15 protein-coding genes and 6 tRNA genes are annotated in these 20,017 nt (G+C 69.8%); 15 read left to right on the top strand and 6 right to left on the bottom strand.

The window, feature by feature from the left end; all coding sequences use genetic code 11:
• Positions 1–24 precede the first annotated feature (24 nt).
• Complete coding sequence (locus tag U3649_RS08810) at positions 25–783, bottom strand: Bax inhibitor-1/YccA family protein (RefSeq protein WP_407354448.1); 759 nt, start codon at positions 781–783, stop codon at positions 25–27.
• 177 nt (positions 784–960) lie between these two features.
• On the opposite strand from U3649_RS08810, the gene U3649_RS08805 reads away from it, so the two are divergent.
• The 5 genes from U3649_RS08805 to U3649_RS08785 all read left to right on the top strand — a co-directional run bounded on the left by U3649_RS08805 (position 961) and on the right by U3649_RS08785 (position 1,778).
• Positions 961–1,037 (top strand) — tRNA-Pro (locus U3649_RS08805).
• Positions 1,038–1,068: 31 nt separating this feature from the next.
• A tRNA-Arg gene (locus U3649_RS08800) sits at positions 1,069–1,145 on the top strand.
• A 159-nt stretch (positions 1,146–1,304) separates the two neighbouring features.
• Positions 1,305–1,381 (top strand) — tRNA-His (locus U3649_RS08795).
• Between the two features lie 75 nt (positions 1,382–1,456).
• A tRNA-Lys gene (locus tag U3649_RS08790) sits at positions 1,457–1,532 on the top strand.
• A 160-nt stretch (positions 1,533–1,692) separates the two neighbouring features.
• A tRNA-Leu gene (locus U3649_RS08785) sits at positions 1,693–1,778 on the top strand.
• Between the two features lie 190 nt (positions 1,779–1,968).
• Here the strand turns inward: U3649_RS08785 and U3649_RS08780 are convergent.
• The 3 genes from U3649_RS08780 to grxC all read right to left on the bottom strand — a co-directional run bounded on the left by U3649_RS08780 (position 1,969) and on the right by grxC (position 3,855).
• A complete protein-coding gene (locus U3649_RS08780; RefSeq protein ID WP_407354447.1) occupies positions 1,969–2,976 on the bottom strand; it encodes an isocitrate dehydrogenase in 1,008 nt (335 codons plus the stop codon).
• Between the two features lie 190 nt (positions 2,977–3,166).
• Positions 3,167–3,568, bottom strand: a complete 402-nt coding sequence (locus tag U3649_RS08775) for a carboxymuconolactone decarboxylase family protein (protein ID WP_407354446.1) — start codon at positions 3,566–3,568, stop codon at positions 3,167–3,169.
• Entirely contained in the window at positions 3,565–3,855 is a 291-nt protein-coding gene (grxC, locus tag U3649_RS08770) for a glutaredoxin 3 (protein WP_407354445.1), read from the bottom strand. The genes U3649_RS08775 and grxC overlap by 4 nt, the downstream gene beginning before the upstream one ends.
• Before the next feature lie 197 nt (positions 3,856–4,052).
• On the opposite strand from grxC, the gene U3649_RS08765 reads away from it, so the two are divergent.
• The 10 genes from U3649_RS08765 to dxs all read left to right on the top strand — a co-directional run bounded on the left by U3649_RS08765 (position 4,053) and on the right by dxs (position 18,610).
• Positions 4,053–5,702, top strand: a complete 1,650-nt coding sequence (locus U3649_RS08765; protein ID WP_407354444.1) for a M48 family metalloprotease — start codon at positions 4,053–4,055, stop codon at positions 5,700–5,702.
• 462 nt (positions 5,703–6,164) lie between these two features.
• Positions 6,165–6,854 (top strand): phosphate regulon transcriptional regulator PhoB, encoded by a 690-nt coding sequence (gene phoB / locus U3649_RS08760; protein WP_407354443.1) that lies wholly within the window; start codon positions 6,165–6,167, stop codon positions 6,852–6,854.
• 199 nt (positions 6,855–7,053) lie between these two features.
• The gene (gene phoR / locus U3649_RS08755; protein ID WP_407354442.1) at positions 7,054–8,406 is read left to right on the top strand and encodes a phosphate regulon sensor histidine kinase PhoR; all 1,353 of its coding nucleotides are present in this window, start codon (positions 7,054–7,056) and stop codon (positions 8,404–8,406) included.
• Positions 8,407–8,431: 25 nt separating this feature from the next.
• Entirely contained in the window at positions 8,432–10,543 is a 2,112-nt protein-coding gene (gene ppk1, locus U3649_RS08750; RefSeq protein WP_407354441.1) for a polyphosphate kinase 1, read from the top strand.
• Positions 10,540–12,078 (top strand): exopolyphosphatase, encoded by a 1,539-nt coding sequence (gene ppx, locus U3649_RS08745; RefSeq protein WP_407354440.1) that lies wholly within the window; start codon positions 10,540–10,542, stop codon positions 12,076–12,078. The genes ppk1 and ppx overlap by 4 nt, the downstream gene beginning before the upstream one ends.
• A 65-nt stretch (positions 12,079–12,143) precedes the next feature.
• Positions 12,144–12,620: an LEA type 2 family protein gene (locus U3649_RS08740; protein ID WP_407354439.1), complete on the top strand. Its 477-nt coding sequence runs from the start codon at positions 12,144–12,146 to the stop codon at positions 12,618–12,620.
• Between the two features lie 155 nt (positions 12,621–12,775).
• Positions 12,776–14,566, top strand: a complete 1,791-nt coding sequence (locus U3649_RS08735; protein WP_407354438.1) for an acyl-CoA dehydrogenase C-terminal domain-containing protein — start codon at positions 12,776–12,778, stop codon at positions 14,564–14,566.
• A gap of 105 nt (positions 14,567–14,671) precedes the next feature.
• The gene (locus tag U3649_RS08730) at positions 14,672–15,352 is read left to right on the top strand and encodes an HNH endonuclease (RefSeq protein ID WP_407354437.1); all 681 of its coding nucleotides are present in this window, start codon (positions 14,672–14,674) and stop codon (positions 15,350–15,352) included.
• A 175-nt stretch (positions 15,353–15,527) separates the two neighbouring features.
• A complete protein-coding gene (locus U3649_RS08725) occupies positions 15,528–16,622 on the top strand; it encodes a hypothetical protein (protein ID WP_407354436.1) in 1,095 nt (364 codons plus the stop codon).
• A gap of 74 nt (positions 16,623–16,696) precedes the next feature.
• Entirely contained in the window at positions 16,697–18,610 is a 1,914-nt protein-coding gene (gene dxs / locus U3649_RS08720) for a 1-deoxy-D-xylulose-5-phosphate synthase (RefSeq protein WP_407354435.1), read from the top strand.
• A gap of 84 nt (positions 18,611–18,694) precedes the next feature.
• Here the strand turns inward: dxs and U3649_RS08715 are convergent, their stop codons facing one another.
• Together U3649_RS08715 and U3649_RS08710 are read right to left on the bottom strand one after the other, a co-directional pair.
• The gene (locus tag U3649_RS08715) at positions 18,695–19,726 is read right to left on the bottom strand and encodes a TraB/GumN family protein (RefSeq protein WP_407354434.1); all 1,032 of its coding nucleotides are present in this window, start codon (positions 19,724–19,726) and stop codon (positions 18,695–18,697) included.
• Between the two features lie 120 nt (positions 19,727–19,846).
• Positions 19,847–19,923, bottom strand: a tRNA-Pro gene (locus tag U3649_RS08710).
• Positions 19,924–20,017 lie beyond the last annotated feature (94 nt).

The raw sequence follows: 20,017 nt of genomic DNA, 5'->3' as shown, positions 1-20,017 counted from the left end.
TTTTTTGTTACGGCGGCGGCACGATCACCGCGACTGCAGCTTCGACAGCAGGCGCAGGAACTCGATGTACAGCCAGATCAGGGTGACGATCAGACCGAACGCGCCGTACCACTCCATGTACTTCGGCGCGCCCTGCTCGACGCCGGTCTCGATGAAGTCGAAGTCCAGCACCAGGTTGAGCGCCGCGATCACGATCACGAACAGGCTGAAGCCGATCCCGACGATGCCGTTGTCGTGGATCATCGGCATGTTGATGCCGAAGAACCCCAGCACGATGGTCGCCATGTACACCAGGAAGATGCCGCCGGTGGCCGCGACCACGCCGAGCTTGAAGTTCTCGGTGGCCTTGATCAGCCCGGTGCGATAGGCGAACAGCAGGGCGAACAGGGTGCCGAAAGTCAGCATCACCGCCTGCATCACGATGCCCTCGAAGCGTTGGTTGTACATCGCCGAGATCGCACCGAGGAAGAACCCTTCCACCAGCGCGTACAGCGGCGCGGTCACCGGCGCCCACTGCTTCTTGAAGATCGTGACCAGCGCGATCACCAGGCCGCCGATGGCGCCGCCCCAGACGTACAGGCCGAAGCCCGGCGCCAGCTCGCCCGTCGGCGTCAGCGCCTGGCTCCAGGCAAAGGCTGCGGTGAGCACGGTCAGCAACAGCAGGACACCGGTCTTGTTGACGGTGCCGTTGAGCGTCATCACCTCGCCGGGGCGGGAGACGACGGTGCCGCTGCCGAGGTCCAGGAAGGTCGATTCCTTGAGTGCCGGATTGCCGCTGCGCATTGGGATACCCCCGAGATATGGCGATTGGCGGAAGGATACACGCGAACGGCGCGCCTGAACTGCCCCGCGACAGGCCTGCGCCCGCCGGTGCGGGTTCGTTGACAGCGGCGCGGGCGCTCCGGACAATGGCCGGCCCTCCGGCTTCGGCGCGGAAGGAAACGGACCGTTCGACGTCGGCGGGGTATAGCGCAGTCTGGTAGCGCGCCTGCTTTGGGAGCAGGATGTCGGGGGTTCGAATCCCTCTACCCCGACCAGTCCGGCGAATGGTGCGACAATTCCGGCCGGGCGCCCGTAGCTCAACCGGATAGAGCACCGGCCTTCTAAGCCGGTGGTTGCAGGTTCGAGTCCTGCCGGGCGCGCCAGGTCGGGCCGGGCCAGGTGCGGCGAGACGTGGCGGCGATGACAAACGCGTCCCCACGCGCGGTGGCAGTGAACGGCCCGTATTCGCTTTTGAATGCGAGCCGAGGCAGGATGCCAAGCGAGAAGCCCCCTGGTCGGGCGTCTCGCGCAAGTTTCAAATGGTGGACGTAGCTCAGTTGGTTAGAGTCCCGGATTGTGATTCCGGATGTCGGGGGTTCGAGTCCCCTCGTCCACCCCATTTTCCACGGCGACCGGGCGTGCCTCGGATTGCCAGCGCGCGCATAGTGTTGCTAGACTATGCGGCCGATTTACCGGGCCGTTAGCTCAGTTGGTAGAGCAGCTGACTCTTAATCAGTAGGTCCAAGGTTCGAATCCTTGACGGCCCACCAGTTCCGACGGACGCCCGGCTTGCCGGGCGTTTTTCGTTGCGGGGTGGCCCGGCCGGGATTGCCGCAGGATGGGCCGGGCACGCGAACCGGCGCGTCGCGGGAGCCCGCACGAGGCACGCTTGCGGGACACGCCGCTTGTAGAATGAACCGGCGGGGCCATGCGAAAGTGGCGGAATTGGTAGACGCACTGGATTTAGGTTCCAGCGGGTAACCCCCGTCCGGGTTCGAGTCCCGGCTTTCGCACCAATTCGAAAAGGCAGCGAACCGAACCACGGCCGAGGCCCGACACCCGCCATGTTCGGCAGCCACCATGGCGCTCACCGATGGAGCGAATTCCTTCGTCCAGGGCACTCCCGATCAGACAGCCGGCGCCGCCTCACTCCGAGCGACGCCGGAGATCCGGCGCGGCAGCACCCGCACCCCGCGCCGATCGCCCTCAGAGCCGGCCGGCGATCGCCTTCGCGAACGACATCGTGTTGCCGCTGCCGCCCAGGTCCGGCGTCAGCGAATCCTTCGCCTCCAGGGTAGCGACGACCGCCTTGCGCAGGCGCGTCGCCTCGTCCGGCTCGCCGAGATGGTCCAGCATCTGCCCCGCGCCCAGGATCAGTGCGCACGGGTTCGCCAGGCCCTGGCCGGCGATGTCCGGGGCGGTGCCGTGCACCGCCTCGAAGATCGCCGCGTCCGCGCCGATGTTGGCCCCGGGCGCCAGCCCCAGGCCGCCGACCAGGCCGGCGCACAGGTCGGAGATGATGTCGCCGAACAGGTTGGTGGTGACGATGACGTCGAACTGCTCGGGCCGCATCACCAGCTGCATGCAGGTGTTGTCGACGATCATCTCGTTGCACTCGATCTCCGGGTACTGCGCCGCCACCTCGCGCGCCACCTTCAGGAACAGGCCCGAGGTGGTCTTGAGGATGTTGGCCTTGTGCACCACGGTGATCTTCTTGCGGCCGGTGCGGCGGGCCAGGTCGAAGGCGTAGCGGACGATGCGCTCGGAGCCCTTGCGGGTGACCTTCTGCATCAGGGTGGCGGTCTCGCCGTCCTCGGTGATCGACTGGCCCTCGCCGATATAGGCGCCCTCGGTGTTCTCGCGCACCGTGATCAGGTCGATGCCCTTGGGAAAACGCGACTTGGTGTTCGGGAACGACTTCGCGGGGCGCACGTTGGCGTACAGGTCGAAGTGCCGGCGCAGGGCCACGTTGATCGAGCTGAAGCCCTCGCCCACCGGCGTGGTCAACGGGCTCTTGAGCGCGATGCCGTTCCTGCGGATCGACTCCAGGGTCGCCGCCGGCAGCAGTTCGCCGTGCTTCTCCAGCGCCATCAGGCCGGCGTCGGCGTCCTCGTAGCGCAGGCCGAGCTGCATGCTGTCGAGCACGCGCAGGGTCGCATCCATGATCTCCGGGCCGATGCCGTCGCCGCGGATGACCGTGATCGTCTGGGTCATGTGGGGGTTTTCCGTGCAGAAAGACGCCGCGCGCAGGCGCGACGCCGGGTCGAAAGGGATGCGCGATTATGCCGGAAGCGGCCTTGTCCTGCAGGGCAGGACGCGGGCGCGACCGCCGGCGGCGCCTCGCGGCAACGCGCCGTTCGACGGCCTTCACCCCGGCGCGCCCCGCTCCGCCGACGACGGGAAATCAGCCGTGATCGTGCGCCGCCGGCAGCGGCGCGCCGCCCTGCTCCAGCCGGTCGAGGAAATCGACCGCGCGCCGCAGGTGCGGGATCACGATCGATCCGCCCACCACCAGGCCGACCGAGAACGCCTCGAACATCTCGTCGCGGCTCACCCCGGCCTCGCGGCACTGGGCGACGTGATAGCTGATGCAGTCGTCGCAGCGCAGCACCAGCGACGCGACCAGGCCCAGCAACTCCTTGGTCTTCACGTCGAGCGCGCCGGCCTGGTAGGCCTGGGTATCGAGCGCGAAGAAGCGCCGCACCACCTGGTTCGGCTCCGCCAGGATGCGCTCGTTCATGCGCCGGCGGAAGGCGGTGAACTCGCCGATCCGGTCGGCCGCGGCATCGGGATCGCCGGTGCTCATGCGCGATCGCCCGACAGCAGCGGCTCCAGGCGGCCGGCACGGTGCAGCGCCACCAGATCGTCGTAGCCGCCGACGTGGGTGTCGCCGATGAAGATCTGGGGCACGCTGGTGCGTCGCGCCTGCGCGACCATGCGCTCGCGCGCCTGCGGGTCGAGGTCGACCCTGACCTCCTTCCACTCCAGCCCGCGGCTCTTCAGGAAGTTCTTCGCGGCCACGCAATAGCCGCACACGGCACTGGTGTAGAGGGTGATCTCGGGCGCATCGGTCCGATCTGCGGGGGCGTTCAAGCGGGTCTCCGGAAACTTGCCAGGTTCGTCGTTGTCCTAGAGTGTGGGTCCGCCCCGGGGGCATTTCCAGCCCATCACCGCAACACAGCGACGCGAGCATGCGTCGACGACGAGGATCGATGAGGATTAACGCCGGATTCACGCCGCCCGCGCCCGGGCCCGGCATGCTGCGCCTGCCCGCCCTGCCGCGACTCGCAATGCGTACGTTCCTGTTCGCCATCGCCCTCTGCCTTGCCGTCGCCGGCAGCCATGCCGCGGCGCAGGACGACCGGCTGCCCGATATCGGCTCGTCCGCCGGCACCGTCCTCAGCCCGTCGCAGCAGAGCGAATACGGGCAGATGCTGCTGGCGCAGTTGCGGCACTACGACATGGTGCTCGAGGACCCGCTGGTCGACCAATGGCTGCGCACGACTGGCAGCCGGCTGGCGGCGTCCAGCGACCAGCCGCGGCAGTCGTTCACCTTCTTCATGATGAAGGACCGCAGCATCAACGCGTTCGCCACGCTCGGCGGCTACATCGGGCTCAACGTCGGCCTGGTGCTGACCGCCGAGACCGAGGACGAGGTGGCCGCGGTGCTGTCGCACGAGATCGCCCATGTCACCCAGAACCACGTGCTCCGCGGCGCCGAGCGCGCGCAGCGCGACAGCATCCCGATCCTGCTGGCGATGCTGGGCGCGATCGCGGTGGCGTCCAGCAGCGACAGCAACTCGTCCGGCAATGCGGCGATGGCGGCGATCGCCTCGGCGCAGGGCCTGGCGATCCAGCGCCAGATCGACTACACGCGCTCCAACGAGTCGGAGGCCGACCGCCTCGGCATGCGCACGCTCGCGCGCAGCGGCTTCGACATCGACGGCATGGCCGACATGTTCGAACGCATGCAGGCCGCCTCGCGCACCAACCAGGGCGGCGAGCGCGAACGGGCCCCTGACTACCTGCGGACCCACCCGGTCACCACCACCCGCATCAGCGAGGCGCGACAGCGCGCCGAGCAACTGCGCAGGAGCGGCGGCAGCGTACTCGCCACCACCTCCACGCCGGAGGCCAGCCACACCGAGCGGGTCGCGGTCGCGGGGGGCGTGGGCGTTGTCCGAGCCCCCCCCGGCGCCTTCAATCCATTGCTGCCCGGATCGCTGCAGGTCTCGGCCGCCGGCCTCGGCTACGGCGACAGCACCGAGTTCGGCTGGGCGCGCGAGCGCATGCGGGTGCTCAGCGCCAACACCATCGGTGACGCCATCCGCGAATACGAGCGCATGCGGCGCGCCGGCGACTTCGACGATGCCAAGCGCTACGGGCTGGCGCTGGCGCGGCTGCGCGCCGGCGAGGGCGCCGCGGCCGCCAGCCAGTTCGCGGCGCTGCTGCAGGATTACCCGGACGATACCTGGCTGATCCTGGGCCTGGCCGAGGCCCAGGCGAGATCCGGCCACCACGCCGAAGCCGACGCCCGCTTCGAAGCGCTGCTGCGCCGCATGCCCGAGCACCGCGCGATCGCACTCACCTATGCCGGCGTGCTGGCCGAGCGCAACACGCCGGAGGCCGGGCGTCGCGCGCAGGAATTGCTGCGCCCGCTGTTGCGCTCGGCGGCCGACGATCCCCTGTTCCAGCGCACCTTCGCCCGCATCAGCGAAATCGCCGGCGATCCGGTCCGTGCCGGCGAGGCCTACGCCGAGGCCGCCTTCCTCAGCGGCCGCGCGGAACAGGCCCTGGTCCAGCTCAACACCCTGAAAAAGCGCGACGATCTCGACTACTACGCCCGCGCCCGGATCGACGCGCGCATCGCCGCGATCACCCCGACGGTGCTGGAACTGCGCCGCCAGGGCATCCGCGACGAGGACCTGCGGCGGCGGTGAGCGCCGCAGAGCGGAGCTCGCTCCATCCCCGGCAGGCCGCTTTTGTGGGAGCGACGGCAGTCGCGACCGCCGGTCGTTCGCCGGCGCCCGGCCATCCAGTCGCGACTTCCCGGCGACGGCATGCCGCCGCCACTCCCCAGGGTTCGGTGCGCAGGCATGCGCCGAGGACCAGGCCCGCGGAATCGAGTCGCCGATGCGGCGCCCGGGCCGGGGTGCGGAAAGCAGGCCATAGATGGGGTTGCGCGGCTATTCATTGACACCGCCCGTGGCGACGTTGATTGCGCCTCGCCGCGGATGGTGCTGCCTGGCGCGGCTATTCATTGGATTTCGCCCGTGGCGACGGGGTTGCTTCGTCGCCACGGCTGGGACTGCTTGGCGCGGCGCGGCGATCTTCACGCCGGATGTCATATATAAGTCACAAATCTGTCGTCTAATGCCATCAACGGCCACAGGCGATGCGACATGCAGAAACGGATCCTGATCGTTGACGACGAACCCGCCATCCGCGAGATGGTCGCGTTCGCGCTGCGCAAGGGCGACTTCGAACCCGCCCACGCCGCGGACGCGCGCGAGGCGCAATCGGCGATCGCCGATCGCGTCCCCGACCTGATCCTGCTGGACTGGATGCTGCCCGGGACCAGCGGCCTCGACCTGGCGCGGCGCTGGCGCCGCGAGGAGCTCACCCGCGAGGTGCCGATCATCATGCTCACCGCCCGCGGCGAGGAGAACGACCGGGTCGGCGGCCTGGAAGCGGGGGTCGACGACTACGTGGTCAAGCCGTTCTCGGCGCGCGAGCTGCTGGCGCGCATCCGCGCGGTGATGCGCCGCTCGCGCGAGGACGACGAGGACGGCAGCATCCATGTCGGCGGCCTGCGCATCGACGGCGCCGCGCACCGGGTCTTCGCCGGCGAGGAGCCGGTCAACATCGGCCCCACCGAATACCGCCTGCTGCACTTCTTCATGACCCATCCCGAACGCGTCTATTCGCGCTCGCAGCTGCTCGACCACGTCTGGGGCGGCAGCGTCTACGTCGAGGAGCGCACCGTCGACGTGCACATCCGCCGCCTGCGCAAGACGCTCGAGCCGGTGCGGCTGGACGGGATGGTGCAGACGGTGCGGGGGGCGGGTTACCGCTTTTCGGCGGCGATGTGAGCAAGGGCCGGGATTCGTGATTGGTGATTGGTGATTCGAAAAAGCTAGAATTTCTCGCCGTCCGGCGCAGCGCTGCGTTTCTGTTGCCGTTAGTGTCACAGGCCGGCCGGAAGAGTGAAATGGGCCTCCGCTGAGCGGTCACAGCCGGCGAGCACTTGCGAATCACCAATCACCAATCACGAATCCCGGCCCCCGACCCATGCCCCCCCGCGCCCGCTCCGCCTGGACCAAGACCCTCGGCCTGCTCGCCCTGATCCTGCTGGCGGCGCTCGCACTCGGGCTGCTGATCGGTCAGGCGTGGCCGGTACTGACGACGGCGGCGCTGGGCGTCGTGGCATGGCACTACTGGCGTCTGCGCCGGGTGCTGTTGCGGCTGACCTCGCGCCAGCGCATCCCGCCCGCCGACGGCGACGGAGTGTGGAACGAGCTCGATCGCCTGCTGCATCGCAGCCAGGACGACACCCGCAGCCGCAAGCGGCGGCTGCTGGAGATGCTGCGCGCCTATCGCGCCGCCGCCGCCGCCCTGCCCGACGCGGTGATCGTGCTCGAGCGCAACAGCCAGCGCGTGCAATGGTTCAACGAGGCCTCTTCCAGCCTGCTCGGCCTGCAGTACCCGGGCGACCTCGGCGCGTCGTTGGGCGACCGCCTGCGGCCGCTGCCGATCGCGCACTGGCTGGCCAGCGGCCGTCATGCCGAACCGCTGCTGGACGTGCCCTCGCCGCTCGACCCGGCGCTGCGCCTGAGCATGCGCCTGATCCCGTATTCCGAGGAGCTCTGGCTGCTGGTCGCGCGCGACGTCAGCAAGATCATGCACCTGGAGCAGGTCCGGCGCGATTTCGTCGCCAACGTCTCGCACGAACTGCGCACGCCGCTGACGGTGGTGCATGGCTATCTCGACATGCTCGATCCGACCGACCAGCCGGACTGGGCGCCGATCCTGGAGGAGATGCGGCGCCAGTCGCAGCGCATGACGCAGCTGGTCGAGGACCTGCTGACGCTGTCGCGGCTGGAGGCGCAGGACACGATCAGCGACGAGAGCGTGAGCATGGGATCGATGCTCGCCACGCTCAAGCGCGAGGCCGAGGCACTGAGCCAGGGCCGCCATACCGTCACGACCCACGACCAGGCGGCGGTGGACCTCTGGGGCTCGACCCGGGAGCTGCACAGCGCATTCTCCAACCTGGTCGCGAACGCGGTACGCTATACCCCGGCGGGCGGCAGTATCGTCATCCGCTTCGCGCGCGTCGATGGCGACGTGGCACTCTCGGTCACCGACAGCGGCTACGGCATTCCGGCCGCGCACCTGCCGCGTATCACCGAGCGTTTCTACCGCGTCTCGACCAGCCGCTCGCGCGAGCTCGGCGGCACCGGACTCGGGCTGGCGATCGTCAAGCACGTGTTGCAGCTGCACCAGGCGCGGCTGGAAATCGAGAGTGAAGTCGGGCGCGGCAGCACCTTCACCTGTCATTTTTCCGCCGACCGCGCGCATCCGCGCGACGGCGACAGTACCGGAGCCGGGCGTGAGCGCACGCAGCAACAATCCATCGGCTAGGCGCGCGTCGAAGTCCGTTCGGGCGATGGATGCCGCGCTGCTCCCCGGGCGCGGCGCCGCCCGCGCCGTGGAGCCGGCCGCGGACGATCCGTTGTCCGACCCCGCGCTCTACTTCAACCGCGAGCTCTCCCAGCTCGACTTCAACTTCCGCGTACTGGCCCAGGCGCAGGACGAATCGGTGCCGCTGCTGGAGCGGCTGCGCTACCTGTGCATCTCCTGCACCAACCTGGACGAGTTCTTCGAGATCCGCGCCGCCACCGTGCGCCATGCGCAGGACTTCGGCATGCCCGGGTCGCCGGACGGCCTGGCGCCGGCCACCGTGCTCAAGCGGATCCACGAGCGCGCCGCCGAACTGGTCGACGCGCAGTACCGCTGCTGGAACGAGACGCTGCGGCCGGCGCTCTACGACGCCGGCGTGCGCATCCTCGGCCGCGAGAAATGGAACGCCCGGCAGAAGCGCTGGCTGCGCGCCTACTTCCGCGACGAGATCATGCCGGTGCTGTCGCCGCTCGGGCTGGACCCGGCGCACCCGTTCCCGAAGATCCTCAACAAGTCGCTGAACATCGTCGTCGTGCTCAAGGGCCGGGACGCGTTCGGCCGCAGCGGGCACCTGGCGATCGTGCGCGCGCCGCGCTCGCTGCCACGCATCATCCAGCTACCGGAGCGGACCTCCGGCGGCGAGCACGACTTCGTGTTCCTGTCCTCGGTGCTGTCGGAATTCGTCGACGAGTTGTTCCCGGGGATGCAGGTCAAGGGCGCCTACCAGTTCCGCGTGACCCGCAACTCGGAACTGATCGTCGACGAGGAGGAGGTCGAGAACCTGGCGCTGGCGCTACGCGACGAGTTGGTGGGACGCGGCTACCTGCGCGCGATGCGGCTGGAGATCGCCGCCGACTGCCCCAAGCCGATCGTGCGCACGCTGCTGGAGAACTTCGAGCTGCCGGAGAACGCGGTCTACCGCATCGACGGCGCGGTCAACCTCAACCGGGTGATCCAGGTCTACGACATGGTGCAGCGGCCGGACCTGAAGTTCCCGCCCTTCCAGCCGCGCCAGTTGCCCGGCAGCGACGCGATGTTCGAACTGCTGGCAGAGGAGGATGTGCTGCTGCACCATCCGTTCGACGCGTTCACGCCCGTGCTGGAGTTGATCAAGCAGGCGGCCGAGGATCCGAACGTCCTGGCGATCAAGCAGACGCTCTATCGCACCGGCAAGGATTCGGCGATCGTCGAGCACCTGGTGCAGGCGGCGCGCAACGGCAAGGACGTCACCGTGGTGGTCGAGCTGCGCGCGCGCTTCGACGAGGAGGCCAACCTCGGCCTGGCCGACCGCCTGCAGGAGGCCGGCGTGCAGGTGGTCTACGGCGTGGTCGGCTACAAGACCCACGCCAAGATGCTGCTGATCGTGCGCCGCGAGGGCCGCAAGCTGCGCCGCTACGTGCACCTGGGCACGGGCAACTACCATTCCGGCACCGCGCGCGCCTATACCGACCTGGGCCTGCTCACCAGCAATTCCGAGATCGGCGAGGACGTGCACCAGATCTTCCAGCAGCTCTCCGGCCTGGCGCCGGTGATCCGGCTGCACCATCTGCTGCAGTCGCCGTTCACGCTGCACGCCGGCGTACTGGCGCGGATCGCCCGCGAGGCGGAACACGCGCGTGCGGGACGGCCGGCACGCATCATCGCCAAGATGAACGCCCTCAACGAGCCGCAGGTGATCCGCGCCCTGTACGGCGCCTCGCAGGCCGGCGTGGAGATCGACCTCATCGTCCGCGGCGCCTGCACCCTGCGCCCCGGGATGCCCGGCGTGTCGGACAACATCCGCGTGGTCTCGATCGTCGGTCGCTTCCTCGAGCATCACCGCATCTACTGGTTCGCCAACGACGGCGACCAGGAGCTGTTCTGCGCCAGCGCCGACTGGCTGGAGCGCAACCTGCTGCATCGGGTCGAGACCTGCTTTCCGGTGCTGGACCCCGAACTCGCCGGCCGCGTGCGCGAGGAGGCGCTCAACAACTACCTGGCCGACAACACCAACGCCTGGGAATTGCAGGCCGGCGGCGCATACCGCAAGCTTGCGCCCGGCGACGAGGCGATGCCGCACTCGGCGCAGTCCTGGCTGCTGGCGAAACTCTGCGGATGACCGATACCCTGGCGCTGGCCGGATCGCTGGCCGACCCGCTCGGAGACGGCGACCTGCTCGCCGCCATCGACCTCGGCTCGAACAGCTTCCACATGGTCGTCGCGCGCTACACACTGGGCCAGCTGAGGGTGGTCGACCGGCTGCGCGAAACCGTGCGGCTGGGCGAGGGCCTGGACGGCAAGGGCGGGCTGCGCGCCGAGGTGCGGCAGCGTGCCCTGGAATGCCTGTCGCGCTTCGGCCAGCGCATCGGCGACATCCCGCCGCAGCGGATCCGCGCACTGGCGACCAACGCGGTGCGGCAGCTCGCCGCGCCACAGGCGTTCCTGGTGCCGGCCGAGAACGCGCTCGGCCACGCCATCGAGGTGATCTCCGGCCGCGAGGAGGCACGCCTGATCTATCTCGGCGTCGCCCATGCACAGCCGCCCAAGCCCACCCATCGGCGGCTGGTGATCGACATCGGCGGCGGCTCCACCGAGTGCATCATCGGCTCCGGCTTCGATGCGATCGAGCGCGAGAGCCTGCAGGTGGGCTGCATCTCCACCACGCGACGTTTTTTCGGCAACGGCAAGCTGTCGCGCAAGCGCTGGCGCGAGGCGCTGGCCGAGGTGTCGGCCGAGTTCCAGCAGTTCGCCGCCGCCTATCGCGACCTCGGCTGGCAGGAAGCACTGGGGGCGTCCGGCACCAACAAGGCGATCGGCCAGATCTGCGCGGCGATGAAACTGACCAAGGGCGCGGTGACCGCCGAGGCGTTGCCGCAGGTGCGCGACCAGCTGCTCGCCGCCGACCGCATCGACGCCGTCGACCTGCCCGGCCTGTCGGCGGAACGGCGCCCGGTGATCGCCGGCGGCCTGCTGGTACTGGAAGCGGCGTTCCGCACGCTCGGGCTGGAGCGCATGGCGGTCAGCAAGGCGGCGATGCGCGAGGGCGTGCTCTACGACATGCTCGGTCGCGGCGGCGAGGATGATCCGCGCGAGACCTCGATCGCCGCGCTCACGCTGCGCTACGGCATCGACGCGGCGCAGGCCGCGCGCGTGGAGCAGACCGCGGTGCGCCTGTTCGACCAGGTGGCGCGCGCCTGGCAACTCGGTGCCGACGACCTGCTGATGCTGGGCTGGGCCGCGCGCCTGCACGAGCTCGGCCTGACCATCGCCCACAGCCAGTACCACGTGCACGGCGGCTACGTGCTGGAGCACTCCGACATCTCGGGCTTTTCGCGCCAGGAACAGCAGTTCCTCGCCGCGCTGGTGCGCACCCATCGACGCAAGGTGCCGAAGTCCGCGTTCGACGCGCTGCCCGAGCGCCTGCTGCCGGCGGCGCGCCGACTGAGCGTGCTGCTGCGGCTGGCGGTACTGCTCAACCGCGGCCAGGAAGTGCAGGCGATCCCGACACTGGAGGCGAGGGCGGACGGCGACCTGCTCGTCCTGCGCGTGGAGCGGCGCTGGCTCGAGGCCCGGCCGCTGCTGAGCACCGACCTGCAGGGCGAGCCCGCCGACATCGCCGCGCTCGACATCGAGCTGCGCATCGAGGCCGCCTGAGCGCGCCGGATCGCCCGACGCGGCGGTTGGTATATCCTGCGCGCATTCACTTCGAAGCGTCCGGCATGGCACGTCTGTTCACTCCCCTGCTCTGCGCGTTCTGCCTGCTGCTGGTCGCCTGCAGCAGCGGGCCGGTCCGGCGCATCTCCGAGCCCACGGCCAGCATCCAGCAGCTCAGCGTCGCCGCGGACGGCAGCTGGTCGGTCGATCTGCGCGTGCAGAACTACAGCAGCATCGCCATGCGCTTCGACGCGGTCCGCCTGGAACTGACCACGGGCGGCGAGACGGCTGGCACGCTGCAGGCCACGCCGCAGCTTTCGATCGCGCAGGAGTCGGCCGACGTCGTCACCCTGCCCCTGACGCCCACCGCGACCGCCCGGATCCTGCTGGCCGACACCCTCGCCGGTGGCCGCAGCCTGTCCTACACCCTGGAGGGCGAACTCAACGCCGTCCCGACCGATCGCGGCCGCGCGCGCGACTACCGCATCGAGCGCAGCGGCGTGCTGAGCCCGGTGCCCGGGCTGCCCGGAGTGCTGCGCTAGAAGGCCGGGAATGGGGAATGGGCAGTCGGGAATGGCAGAAGCGAACGCGCGACGACCGATCGTTCCCGGATTCCCACGTTTCGATCCGCCGCTCGCGGCGCTGGCGCGCCCGTTTTTGATTCGACTCGACTCCCCATTCCAACAGCGACCGAACCATGAGCACATACAAAGCCCCCTTGGCCGACATCCGCTTCGCCCTGTTCGACGTGCTCGAAGCCGAGGCGCTGTTCGACCGGCTCGGTTTCACCGACGCCAGCCGCGACATCGTGGACGCCGTGCTGGAGGAAGGCGCGCGCTTCAACGAGACCGTGCTGGCGCCGCTCAACCGCATCGGCGACGAGGCCGGCTGCCGCTACGACCAGGCCACCGGCGCGGTGGCCACGCCGCCCGGCTTTCGCCAGGCCTATGCGCAATACGTCGAAGGCGGCTGGCCGGGATTGACGGCGCCGCCGGCGTTCGGCGGGCAGGGGCTGCCGCATGCGGTCGGCGTGCCGCTGAAGGAGATGATCGACGCCGCCAACCTGGCCTGGGGCAACTTCCCGCTGCTCTCACACGGCGCCACCGAGGCGCTGCTGCACCACGGCGAGCCGTGGCAGCAGGAGGTCTTCCTCAAGCCGCTGGTCGAGGGCCGCTGGACCGGCACCATGTGCCTGACCGAGGCGCACTGCGGCACCGATCTCGGCCTGCTGCGCACGCGCGCCGTGCCCAACGACGACGGCAGCTACGCGATCAGCGGCACCAAGATCTTCATCACCGCCGGCGAGCACGACCTGACCGACAACATCGTGCACCTGGTGCTGGCGCGGCTGCCGGATGCGCCCGCCGGCAGCCGGGGCATCTCGATGTTCATCGTGCCGAAGTTCCGGGTCGACCGCGACGGCAAGGCCGGCGAACGCAACGGCGTCCACTGCGGCGCGATCGAGCACAAGATGGGCATCCACGGCTCGGCGACCTGCGTACTGAACCTCGACCAGGCGCAGGGCTGGCTGATCGGCGAACCGCACAGGGGCCTGGCGGCGATGTTCACCATGATGAACACCGCGCGCCTCGCGGTCGGCCTGCAGGGGCTGGGGCTGTCCGACCGCGCGCTGCAGAACGCGCTGCGCTATGCGCGCGAGCGCCTGCAGATGCGGGCGCTCTCGGGACCGAAGTTTCCGGACCAGCCGGCCGACCCGATCATCGTCCATCCCGACGTGCGGCGCATGCTGCTCACCTGCAAGGCGCTGGTCGAGGGCGGCCGCCTGCTCGGCTACCACGCCGGCGCGCTGGTCGACATCATCGGCCACGCGCCCGACGCGGCCGAGCGCGAACGCGCCGACGCCCTGCTCGGTTTCCTGACCCCGATCGTCAAGGCCTGCCTGACCGAATGGGGCGTGGAATGCACCTACCACGCGCTGCAGTGCTTCGGCGGCCACGGCTACATCGCCGAGCACGGCATGGAACAGCTGGCGCGCGACGCCCGCATCACCACCCTCTACGAGGGCACCACCGGCATCCAGGCGCTGGACCTGGTCGGCCGCAAGGTGATGCAACTGCAGGGCGCCGGGCTGAAGGTCCTCCTGGAAACGATCGAAGGCTTCTGCGGCGCCCACGAGGGCGATGCCGCGCTCGCCGAGTTCATCGTTCCGTTGCGCGCGAAGGCGGACGAGTGGCAGCGCCTGACGCAGGAGATCGGCCGCCGCGCGATGGCCGACCCCGAGGAAATCGGCGCCGCCAGCGTCGACTACCTGTTCTATTCGGGCTACGTCACGCTGGCGTACTGGTGGGCGCGCAGCGTCGCCGCCACGCGGGCGTCCTCGCAGCCGGACGCGTTCAAGGCGGCGAAACTGGAGACCGCGCGCTTCTATTTCGCCCGCATCCTGCCGCGCGCGCTGGCGCACAAGGCGGCGATCGACAGCGGCGCCGCGACGCTGATGGCGCTGGGTGCGGACCGGTTCGACGCCTGACCGGGAAACCGGCTGCAGGCATGGGGCCGCTCCCACAGGGCCGGCCCCGCCGGCCAGCCCCGAGATACACAAAACGTCAACAATTCTGTATAAGCTGTTGTCCCAATGAAGGACGACAGAGCGAAGCTTCATCTGCTCCGTACCGGTTCACTCGCGGACCCGGCCATCGCCGCCTCCTTCGCCCCGGCTTCCGCTCCCCGGGGCACGCATGCGCGCCTGGACCGCGTGCGCCTGCTGTCGCTCGACGCCCATGGCCGCGTGCTCGACTGGATGAGCTGGCAGGATGCCGCCTGTCTGTACGCCCGCGAGGCGGTCGCCTGGACCCTCGGCGATCCGTGCCTGCTGGTGCACGGCGGCATCAGCCGCAGCAGCGGCGAACGCAGCGTGATGCCGTTGCACCCGATCATCGCCGCGCGCGGGCACGCGCGCGCCAAGGCGCTGGATCCGACACCCGCGCTCAGCAATGCCGCCCTGTTCGCCCGCGACCAGTTCCTGTGCCTGTACTGCGGCAACCACTTCCACCGCCAGCAACTCACCCGCGACCATGTGGTACCGCTGTCGCAAGGCGGCCGGGACCTGTGGGAGAACGTGGTCTCGGCCTGTTTCCACTGCAACTCGCGCAAGGGCGGGCGCACCCCGGCGCAGGCGTCGATGCCACTGCTCGCGGTGCCCTACCGGCCGAGCTGGATCGAGCACCTGATCCTGTCGAACCGCAACATCCTCGCCGACCAGATGGCGTTCCTGAAGTCCCAGCTGCCGAAGAAGAAGCAGCGGCGCGCCGGCTGACCATCCGACACTTCAACCTGCGGCAGCGCCTTCACGGCGCCACGAGGCGCCGGTATCGGTGCACCGCGGCACCGCCGCTGCCAGCGGTCGCGATCTTCGCCGCCCGCCATGCCGAGCTGCCCACGACCGTCTCAGGCTAAACTCGCGTCCTCGCATCACTTTCGAGCGTCGCAGCATGGTTTTGACCGTCGGCTTCACCAGCATGGACCAGGCCACCGAGACCGCGCTGCGGGCCGCATTCGTCGAAGCCAACGAACAGCTCCAGAACCATTTCTCGCTGGTCGCCGAAAACGCGGCCGAGTACGTCGTGATCGACATGGACAGCATGTACGGGCCGATGGGCTGGCTGCGCCTGCACGCCGCGGGCAAGCAGGTCGTCGGCCTGACCGCTGCGCCGCGCACCCAGGCGGACTTCCGCCTCGGCCGCCCGTTCGATACGCGGATGGTGGCCGACGTGCTGCGCGGGATTGCCGCCAAGGCCGGCGTGGACGTCACCTCGAAGGCCATCGCGGCCGCGCCGCAAACCGACACGCCGGACGCCGCGCCGCCGCGACCGGCGGCGATGCCGGAACCGGCGCCCGTGCCGCCGGCCGTTACGCCACGGGCGGAGCCGCCGGCCGAGGCCACCGCGACGCCGGAAGCACCGCCCGCTCCCGGGCCGCTGCCCACCGCAACGGCGGCTCCCGAGCCCGCGCCCGCGCGCGATCCCGTGTTCGCCGACTGGCTGCGGCCCGGCGCACTGTCGGGGCGCCGGCGCTACCAGCGCGAAGGCGGCCCGGTGCTATGGATCGATGCCAGCACCCACGCCTACCACGGTCCGACGCAGCTCAAGCCGCTGGCGCCGTACTTCAGCGGAACCGTCCGCGACGAGGCGTTCGAGGCGGTGGACGAAGGCGCCTGGGCGGCGGGCATAGCCACCGCCGGCACGCCGCAGCCGCTCTCGCGCCTGCGGTGGTTCGGGGGCCTCCTGGCCGGTGGCGGGAAGCTGCTGCCGGGCCACGACCCGGACGGTCGCTACCGCCTGGCCAAGTGGACGCAGACCGAGCGCGAATACCCACGCCACTTCCGCATCGCCACGGCGATGATGAAAGGCCCGGCGACGCTGGCCGAGATCGCGGAAGCCAGCGGCATGCCGCCGGCCGAAGTCGCCGACTTCGTCAATGCCAATCTCGCGGCCGGCTATGCCGAGCTGGTCCCCGAACCGACCCCGGAGCCGGAACTGCCGGCCAAGCCCGGCGGCTTCTTCGGCCGCCTGCGCCGCAAACCCTGAACGCCGCGGCCGCGCGCCGCCGCCCCCGGGCCGCTTTTCTTGCCCGTCACGGCGGTGGAGGCGAAAATGGCCGGATGATCGACTCCACGCGCTACCCGCGCCTGTCCCGCATCGATTCCCCGGCCCAGCTGCGCGCCTTCGACGAGGCCGAACTGCCGGCGATCGCCGACGAGCTGCGCACCTACCTGATCGAGTCGGTCGGCCGCAGCGGCGGGCATTTCGGCGCGGGCCTCGGCGTGATCGAGCTGACCACCGCCCTGCACTATCTGTACGACACCCCCGACGACCGCATCGTCTGGGATGTCGGCCACCAGTGCTATCCGCACAAGATCCTCACCGGCCGCCGCGACGCGATCCACACCGTGAAGCAGAAGGACGGGGTGGCGCCGTTCCCCAAGCGCGAGGAATCGGAGTACGACACCTTCGGCGTCGGCCACTCGTCGACCTCGATCTCGGCCGCGCTGGGCATGGCGATCGCCAACGCCCGCGCCGGCAACGGCCGCAAGGTGGTGGCGGTGATCGGCGACGGCGCGATGACCGCGGGCATGGCCTACGAAGCGCTGAACCACGCCGGGGGCATGGATCCGGAACCGGACCTGCTGGTGGTGCTCAACGACAACCGCATGTCGATCAGCGAGAACGTCGGCGGCCTGACCCGGATGCTCGGCAGGCTGACCGGCAGCCGCACGCTCAACGCGCTGCGCGAGGGCGGCAAGAAGCTGCTCGGCGACAAGAACAGCCCGTCGGCCAGATTCGTGCGCCGCTGGGAGGAGCACTGGAAGGGCATGTTCGTGCCGTCCACGCTGTTCGAGGAGATGGGCTTCCACTACACCGGGCCGATCGACGGCCACGACGTGCGCGCGGTCACCGCCGCCTTGAAGACGCTGAAGACGCTCAAGGGCCCGCAGCTGCTGCACGTCATCACCACCAAGGGCAAGGGCTACGAGCGCGCCGAGGGCGACCAGATCGGCTATCACGCGGTCTCGCCGTTCGATCCGACGCAGGGCGTGATCGCCAAGCCCGGCAAGAAGAAACCCACCTACACCGAGGTCTTCGGCGATTGGCTGTGCGACATGGCCGCCGCCGACGACCGGTTGCTCGGGATCACCCCGGCGATGCGCGAGGGCTCGGGCCTGGTGCGCTTCAGCCGCGAGTACCCCGAGCGCTACTTCGATGTCGCCATCGCCGAGCAGCACGCGGTCACGCTGGCCGCGGGCATGGCCTGCGAGGGCGCCAAACCGGTGGTCGCGATCTATTCGACGTTCCTGCAACGCGGCTACGACCAGCTGGTGCACGACGTCGCCATCCAGAAGCTGGACGTGCTGTTCGCGATCGACCGCGGTGGCGTGGTCGGCCCCGACGGCGCCACCCACGCCGGCAACCTCGACCTCTCCTATCTGCGCTGCGTGCCGAACATGGTGGTGATGGCGCCGGCCGACGAGGACGAGTGCAGGCGCATGCTCTCCACCGGCTTCCGCCACGAGGGACCCGCCGCGGTGCGCTACCCGCGCGGCGCCGGCCCGGGCGTCGCGGTGCAGCCGTCGCTCGACACGCTTCCGGTGGGCGAGGCCGAAGTGCGCCGGCGCGGATCGGGGTTGGCCCTGCTCGCCTTCGGCGCGATCGTGCCCGCGGCGGAGCAGGTCGGCGAGGAACTCGGCCTGACCGTGGTCAACATGCGCTTCGTCAAGCCGCTCGACCGGGCGCTGGTGCTGGACCTGGCGCGTTCGCACGACGGCTTCGTCACCCTCGAGGACAACGTGGTCATGGGCGGCGCCGGCTCGGCGGTGGCGGAACTGCTCAATGCGGAGAACCTCGCGTTGCCGGTGCTGCATCTCGGCCTGCCCGACGCCTTCCAGCACCACGCCAGCCGCGAGGACCTGCTGGCCGAGGCCGGGCTGGACGCGGCCGGCATCCGCGCTTCGGTGCTCCGGCGCTGGCCGGGCCTGCAGGCGACGGCGCGCCTCGCGGTCACGGCAGCTTCCGGATAGTCCCGGCTTCCCTGTCCGGGCGGCCGCCGGTGGAGACGGGTCGCGCCGCAGGGCGACCGCCCGCGGCCGCGCATCCCGCCGACCCTATGGCGCCTGGATCGCGTAGCCCTTCGCCTGCAGCGTCGCCAGGTAGCCGTCGGGCGAGAGCAGCAGCGACATCGGCAGCGTCGCGAAGCTCGACGCGTTGTTCGCCAGCGTCTGCTCGGCCGCCGCCACCCAGGCGTCGGCCGCGCGCCGGTGCGCGTCGTCGATGCCGAGCCTGCGCGCGAGTCCTGTCTTGGTGATCGCGCGGATGCAGGCCGAGTACTGGTTGTCGTAGGGCAAGGCGCGCAGCGCCTCGATGTCGCCGACCGCCCAGGCGTTGGCGCGCTGGCGCATCGCATCGAGATCGGTCTCGATCCGCGTCAGCGTCTTCGCGAAGCAGTCGGTATCCGCCAGGGGACCGGCCCTGAACTCGCGGATCGCCGCCTTCGGATCCTCGACGACCAGTTCCAGGTCGACCGGCGTGATCCTCACCTTGCTGCGCTTGGCGGCCCTGGCGACGGTCTTCTGCACGACCCCGTCCTGGGTCAGGCCGGACTCGCGCATGGCGGCCTCGTAGAGCTCCTGCGCGGCGAAGATCGGCCGCCATCGCTCGATGCCGCGGTCGCCGCCGATGTAGCGCGCCTTCAGTGGTTTCCAGCGCGCGTACAGCTCGGGCGGGACCGACTGTTCGAGCGTCCTGCCGTCGGGATTCCTGCGCACCTTCAGCAGGGACGGCAGCAACAGCATGCTGCGGAACATGCCCAGGCCCGAGCGCATCGATATCGACGGCGGCCCGATGACCTCCTGCGACCCGGCGATGACGGCTTCGACCTCGGCCGAAACCCATTCCATCCGCCTGGGCAGCGGCGAGAGCGTACCGAGGATATGGAGCGTGTTGTCCCCTTTCGAGACCTTCCACAGCCCGGGACCCGGCTGCAGGCCGGACACCACGACGGTGTCGAACTCGACGATGCCGTCGTCGGTCCCTGCCGCGCCGGCCGCGGGCTCGACGACTTCGGCATCGCCTGCCTCCTGCGCCGAGGTCGGGCCGCCGAGGAACAGCGCGGCGAGCAGCAGCCATTTCGGATCCATGAGGTGCCCCGGAGAACCGCGATCGCGGCGTCGGGAAATTGAGCGCGGCCGGAACCGGGAAGTTCCCCCTGGTGCTCCTCCCCGCGGTGGTACGGCCGTATCGGCCTGCGGCCCTGGAATTGGTCGGGGTGGCCGGATTCGAACCGACGACCACCTGTCCCCCAGACAGGTGCGCTACCAGGCTGCGCTACACCCCGATGGTGTTCCGCCCGCAGTTGGACGGGCATTGATTGTAACGGGATTGCCCCGCCTTGTAGAGCGGAGCCTGCTCCGCTGCCCGCGTCCCGTAGA

This window comes from Luteimonas sp. R10 (assembly GCF_045689605.1).
GTDB lineage: Bacteria > Pseudomonadota > Gammaproteobacteria > Xanthomonadales > Xanthomonadaceae > Luteimonas.
The sequence above is the reverse complement of the archived record's forward strand: the minus strand, read 5'-3'. Positions and strand labels throughout refer to the sequence as shown.